Raw genomic sequence first — 6,978 nt, forward strand, 5'->3', positions numbered from 1 at the left:
CCCCCGATGTTCACCGAGCGATTCGCGCCATAAGCAGCGAATCCACCGCTACCCGTGAATTGAAACTGATGATCCCCAAGCCCAAGCCCACGAGTGAAGTTGTTGAAGCCAAGGCCCAAAACACCGCCGTTGAACTTGATGTGACTGGTCCCCCCGTGGTCCCAATACCACCCGGAAGCGCTCCCGCACTGTTCAGGCGCAACACACCGCCGTGTAAGAATGTGGTCCCGGTGTAGGTGTTCGTACCCGTAAGGATCGTCGTACCCACCCCCGTTTGATAAGAGCCAATAGTGGCGATCTCATAGAAGTTCAACCCCTGCGCGATCGTAGAGTTGGGGTTCTGGCTCAGTAGAATGGTGTTGTTGACCGTGTCAATATCAAGGATAGTCGTACCCAACGGAATGTTGGCACCCAGCACCTTCATCCCGATCTTGAGCCCATCTACCGAGGTCATATTCACCGTAGCATTCCCGTTGGTGAGATTGCCGATAATTGTCGTGGATGTAACGACCACATCCTGCGTCTGATTGCTCACGCTTAGACCGGTGTGGACAAAATTCAGCTTTCCGGAGCCATAGTTTACAGCAGTGCCGGAAGGATTGGATGGAATACTGACCGGCTGGTTAAGGAATATATAGCCATTGACGCTATCAATACTTACGATCACCGTTCCAGCGGGAATGCCCGTGCCAGAAATCGGCATGCCCACGACCAAACCAGTAGGAAGAGTTTGAAGAACTGTATCGCCAATCTGAAATGTGGTCCGTGACACGGTTCCAGGATCGACAATAGTTGATCCAATCGTAAATGCAGCAGCCGGATTCCAGTTGTGCATCATCAAGTCGGCTCCTGTTGACGAGAGGAAGTTGCTCGTCAATTGCCCTCCAGTGATCGTCTTATTGAAGTTGCCAATATGCGCTGCGGCAAGGATTGCACCTTGTTGAAGGATAAGCTTACCCGAGATATTGACAGTGCTCGCCTCTTGACGGTAGTAGCGAAGAAGCTGAATCGTCAGATCGCCTGGGTCAGTAGTGCCAGAGAACACTGCAGAACCCTCAGAGAAATAGCGCTGGGCAATTGGCACCAAGTCCCAGTTGGCGGCATTGGCCGCATTCGAAGCAGGTGCGGCAACAAAGTATACTGACTGGCTGTCAGCATCCACGATGTCATTGTTGGTGCTAGACACCAGTGCAAAGTCATTTACACCAGGAGCAACGAAGTCATTAAGGTTGGTCAGATCGGTCCGGTTCCAGTAGGTTGCCCATGACAGCACCTTGTTCTGCTCGATCGCAAGGTTACGGAGGAAGATATTGGCCGTCCCAGCTTCACGGAAAGCATTTTCAACGAAGGTCACAGTTCCACCAGCAAGGCGCACCACCGATTTTGGTTCCACTGCATCTTGCAGGAACAGGGAGGTGCTGGCTCCAATCTGAGATGTTGCCCATACTTGGGAAGCTCCCTCACCCACCGTAAACTGCCCTGGAAGAACTTGCTGCAAGTTGGCGGTTGCCGCCCCCACAAGTTCGAAAGTGCCTCCACCCACTGTAAGGGTCGCGATGTCCGAACGAGCAAATCGGTTGTTGTTTCCGCCAGCATTCACGTCCGTGCCGGTCATCCGCATCATCAGTTGCAGACGTCCACCAACGACATTGTAACCAGTGATGCCGTACCCAGTCATCGCTGTGCTCGCCGTCGGGTTCATCACCATGGTCCCGGCACCCATCTTGGTGAAAATGTAGTCCCCTTCCGTGCCAGGAGTAGCCATCTGGCCTGTGAAGGTAATGCTACTATTCTCGTTCGTTACATCAAAGCGACCATCGTAATTGATGGTGAAACCGCGATCTGTGCTGGTAGTCCCACCTGTGTACTGGAGCGTGCCACCATTCATTATCAGGTTGGATGCCGCATTGCTGGAGGCACCCAGAGCGCTTGCCGTGGTGCCAGCGGTGGCTGTCGCATTGAAGATGGTGTTCACTGAGAGCACGCCAGCGTTGATGGTCGTGACGCCAGTGAAGGTGTTTAAGCCTGCCAGCACGACCTTGCCATCACCCAACTTGTCAATTCCACTCAACTGCCCGCCCGACGTGTTGTTGCCGACCACAGCCGAGATGACCAAATCACCTGCGACGTTGTTCTGAATCAGAACCAGTTCGCTGGCCAGCGCGGCGGAAGTGCCAGGTGTAAGAGTACCAGATCCATTGATGGTGATATCGTTGGCCCCGACAGCAGCGGTCACCAGCAAACCACCGGTTGAAATGGTATTGACGCCATTCAAGGTGACAGTCCGCGGACCGACGTCCCCAAAGCGAAGGGTATTGGTCGTCGCATTGGTCTGGGTATTGTTGTTTTGGACAGTGGTGTTCCTTGTCGCTCCCCAAGTGTCCACTGTGTAATTGGTGTACTTGCGGACAAAGCCATCCAGGACACCGATCACGTTACCGTTTCCATCTACCGCACCGTTGGCCCCGCCCACAATAGTAGAACCACTGTTCATGGCCCAGTCAGTGCCCCCTACGGTCGCCCACCCTCCAAGGATCCCGTTGACGTTCAGGCGATCCAACGATGCAATGTCGTCCTGGCCAAAGTTTATAGTGCTCCCAGCGTTGCGGTTGATCGTGTTCAACTGCAAGACGGCACCACCATCAAGCCGCGTGATTTCGTTGTCGCCGGCGTTAAGAGTCAGGCTTGCGATCGTCTCCACAGTCCCCGCCGCGCCACCTTTGAGTTCAACCTTGCCACCCTGCCGACTTCCCCCGAGCGTCAAGTCAGCCTGATCCGCGAGCTTGCCGCCCGCATTGTTGGTGTAGTCAAGCCGCAAGGTGCCAGTGAGCACGGTATAGCTGGCGGAGCTCACGTTTCTAACGTTGTCGCCAGCAGTGATGATGTTGTTACCGGCCAAAACGACGGTGCCTTCACCGTACTGGGTGATGCTGCCACGACCTCCCAAAGCCCCGCTGAAAGTCAACGACGCCCCTGCCCTGACCAAAACGTTGGAGTTCACGCCTACCAACACTTTGCCCGCCCATGTGCTATCGCCCGTCGTGGTCGCAATCATCCCCCCTCCAGGACAATTGTCTTCGCATCTGAATAGTTGACGTTGCGCAGATCCAAAACTCCTCCGACTGGGAAACCACTCACCGACTGGCCCCCCATCAGTACCACCGCATCACCAGCTGCGGCCCCGAGCGCCCCGTTCGCTGTCACCCCAAGCACGCCGCCGGTCACGACGGTCTTGCCTGTGTATGTATTGGCGCGGGTCAAGATCCAAGTGCCGTTGCCGGTCTTGTTGAGCGAAGTGCGCCCTCCCGTACCATCTCCAAGCACGAGATTGAAGGTGTTGTCACCAACGTTAAATCCGCCCAATGTCAATGTCCGCGCCCCACTCCCCGTGAATTTCACGGCGTCGGAGTACGTAGAATCACCAAAAGTGAGGATCGCATTGCGGCTTGTGCCATCAGCGATCAAAAATCCCGCCTCGTCGCCAACCCCTAATGTGAAGGATCGGTCGGTCACGGATTGATTGGTTCCATTAAACCGCAATGCGCCCCCGTTGAGGATGAGATCTGTGGCCAAGTAGCCTGAGCCAATGCTACTTGTCTCGGAATAGCCACCAAGCCCAAGTTTGTTGACCGTAATTGTACCGCCAAGAATTTCAGTGACCCCGCTGTAGTCGCTACCATTTCCTGTCAGGGTAAGGTTTCCATTCCCAGTTTTCGTCAGGCTAAGCTTGCCTGCTGTCCCCTGGCTGAAAGCGGTATCCATGATGTCACCAGCATAAGTGGTGTTGCTTTCTTGATTGATAATGATCTTCGCCGCACTGGCGCTTCCGTTGTCAATCTTACCGTTGGTGGTCGATCCCCCGGTGAGCTCGTTAACAGTAACAGTGTTTCCATTGAGGCTGAAGCCACCAGTAGCCTGCAGTGCAAAGCTTCCTGAGGTATGAGTGAGCGAATTTGCTCCACCCAAAATGAGTCTCCCTCCGTTTAGCACGACTTTCCCTGAGAAATTGTTGGTTCCGAACAATGTCAGATCGCCCACTTCCACCCGAATGTCCCCGGCAATGGTATTGGTGCTCACCCCGTTGGTGCCCAGGTTTACCGAGCCACCAATGACGCGAATGTGGCTCATGGTATTGCTCCCAGTGACGTTCATCACTGCGGTGGTAATCGCGTTGATAGTCTCAAGACCGCCGGCAAACGTATTGTTGCCGTTAAGATTAAGGGTATTTGGCCCCGTCCCCCCGCTGGTCGTATCGAACACGACGGCACCGACAGCATTGATCGGCCGGGTGATCGTCAACGTGGCATTCTGGTTTACACGCAGTGTCCCTCCAGCCTCAGTTACGGTGATGTCACGGCCCGCATCATTGATGGTCACAGTACCCGCATTTGCCAAAAGCGTACCGCCATTGAAGATAATGTCCGCAGTATTCGCTCCAAGCTGGTTTTGATTGCTGATGCTCAGAATGCCATTGTTGAGCCTGGTGGGCCCACGATAGGTGTTGGCATTGTTCAGCTGAAGAGTGCCAGCGCCGCTCTTTACGAGACTCAATGTTGAACCCGCACTCCGCTCAACGATCGAAGCATCAATTCGAAGCGTGTTGTTAAGCACGTTGATGAAGAACTCGTCGTTCGCAGTTCCAACCGCGTTACCAGCGGTGATGGAGGCACTGTTGGTACCAGCGATAACGTGGTTATTGCCGCTTGAAAGGAGACCGCCCGACTCGATGATCAAATCAGCTCCTGCGACGGCACCCAGAGTCAGCGTCAGCGCGCCGCTCGTCTGCTGAATATTCAAAGAGTTGATGGTCTTCACCACCGTGGCCGACTGAGACGCAATCATCTTGGCGTTCACGGTCGTTGCGGTCCAAACGTCCTGGTTCGTGCCCGCATTGTTAAGTGCTTGCACTCCATTGGCACCGTAAACGGCAAACTCATTCCCGTTAACAGTAGCCCAGCCTCCAATGATGCCGTCATCTGAGGGCACAGCGCCACCGATCAGGATCCGGTTTTGCAGGTCTGCACCAAGATCAGTCCCCGTGAAGTCAATCGTCGCACCAGATCCCGCGGTACGAGTAATTCCAGCGAAGCTCAGTGCACTGGTGCCTCCAGTAGCTTTGGTGGTAATAATCTGACTCGATCCGCGAATGAGATTCAGCGTGCCCAACCCTTCAGAAAACGCGTTGGCACTTCCATCGTGAGCAAAGCTGATCGTCCCGCCATAGGAGTCGATTGGGGCAGCGTTGACACGGTCGGTAAGATTCGCTGAGCCAGTATTTCGAATCTCAAGATAGCCCTCGTTGACCCCTGGCCGGCCGTAGAGTGAGATCTTATTGGCGGTCAGCGTTCCAGAAGCCCCTGGTTGGATGGACATGTAGCTCCGCTTCAGGGTCACATCTCCTGCAACACTCAGCGCCCCTTGCACGATGACCTGCGAGAGCGGGCCTTCGACCATGAAACTTCCGCTGAAAGTGGCGCTAGCCCCTTGAAACCTGACGATCGAATTGTCCGCCATGTTCAGGAGCGGCCTGAGCATTCTAAAGTCCTCAAACGAGGTCACTGCGCCACTGAAATTGGTCGCCCCCGCGTGCCCGGCGATGGTGAGATCCCCTGCCACCGTGACGCTTGAGGTGTAGTTCAGAGTCGCCGTCGTGTCACCCGTGCGGATGATGTTCCCTGTGCCTGAGACAATGCGGTTGAACCCGTTCCAAGTGTTATTGACGCGAAACTCAAGAGTCGCATTGTTCGAGAGTGTCACATCGCTTGAAAAGCGGTTGTTGCTGCTGCCGTCCCGGACGTCGAAGAGAACCAAGGTGGCCCCATCCACCTGAGTGACCCCAGTGTAGCTGATGCGGTCACCAGCAAGGATTTGGGTGCCGGCCCCTTTAACGATCAAATTCAACACCGCGGTACTGGAGCCACCGCTGCGATTCCTAAGGTAACCTCCATAGTAAAAAACGTCCCCCGCCTGGGTGTTGAGGGTGAGGGTTGAATTCGCCTGTGCCCCAATTCCCCCGACAGTTCCAGTCGGGGTACCTTCATCCTGGGTTACTTCAATCACACCTTCTCGGGTGTGGTCAATGATGCCTCGTACGGTCTCTTCGTGACCGAGCATTTTGAAAAAGCCGTTGTTCCCGCTCGTGCCATCCATGCGGATGTACTTGTCATCAGCAATCTGCTCACTGGCCCCTAAATGAACGACAGCGGATCCAGTGCCACCACGGCTGGCATTGCCAATCAACAAGTGACCCGCAATGGCGTTGTCAGCCACATTTGCCGACACGTTTGAAAGAATCAAATTCGGGTTGGCCGAGTCACCAAAGCCTCTATTGGCGATCTGGGTGTTGCCGGTGTAAGTGTTGGCCCCGGTCATCGTAAGCCTGCCACCACCTGACAGCAGGAGGCCTTTGCTGCCCGAGATGATTCCGTTGATCGTCAACCCCGCGTTGTTGTTCGCCGTATTGATGTTGACATTCAACAGGCTGGACAAGGTGATCGGCACATTGATCACGTTTGCAGCGGATGAAGCGCCCGTGATTCGATTGATGAACGCCCATCCGCCATTGCCGTTCATTTCCAGGGTGGCACCCGCCCCCGCTGCATTGATCGTAAACGCTCCTTCGTTTCCAGAGAGATCTCCCAAACTGAGCACACCAACCACCTCAGTGGTGCCAGTGGGGATCGTAATCACCAAACCAGCAGCACCAATATTACTATTGATGTTGACGATGGCTCCTGGCGCAGACGGCACGACGCCGGGGCTCCAGTTTGCCGCCGTACCCCAACCTGGCGTGCCAGTTGTTGCGGTCCATTCAGTGAAACTTACTTGAGCAAATGCAGCGGAACCGCAAAGACCGAGGGCCAAAGCAGCGGCTGTGGAGCAGGACTTGAGGATCTGCAACGAACGGGGATTTTTCATTGTAAATACGAAGTGGTCTCTTTATCTCCGTTTTGGCGGACAATGACAAGCTGTTTCCCG

At 54.9% G+C, this 6,978-nt stretch carries 2 protein-coding genes; both read right to left on the reverse strand.

The window, feature by feature from the left end:
- Positions 1-10: 10 nt before the first annotated feature.
- On the reverse strand, positions 11-3,055 hold the full coding sequence (locus tag BV106_RS30355; protein ID WP_038171141.1) for an autotransporter-associated beta strand repeat-containing protein: 3,045 nt from the start codon (positions 3,053-3,055) through the stop codon (positions 11-13).
- Positions 3,052-6,918 (reverse strand): autotransporter-associated beta strand repeat-containing protein, encoded by a 3,867-nt coding sequence (locus BV106_RS30360; protein WP_081892459.1) that lies wholly within the window; start codon positions 6,916-6,918, stop codon positions 3,052-3,054. Before BV106_RS30360 ends, BV106_RS30355 begins: the two co-directional genes overlap by 4 nt.
- Positions 6,919-6,978 lie beyond the last annotated feature (60 nt).

This window comes from Verrucomicrobium sp. BvORR106, assembly GCF_000739655.1.
Classification (GTDB): Bacteria; Verrucomicrobiota; Verrucomicrobiia; order Verrucomicrobiales; family Verrucomicrobiaceae; genus Verrucomicrobium.

Coding starts and splice junctions, on each gene's coding strand:
- BV106_RS30355 (WP_038171141.1), bottom strand. CDS start 3,055: ATGATTGCGACCACGACGGGCGATAGCACATGGGCGGGCAAAGTGTTG.
- BV106_RS30360 (WP_081892459.1), bottom strand. CDS start 6,918: ATGAAAAATCCCCGTTCGTTGCAGATCCTCAAGTCCTGCTCCACAGCC.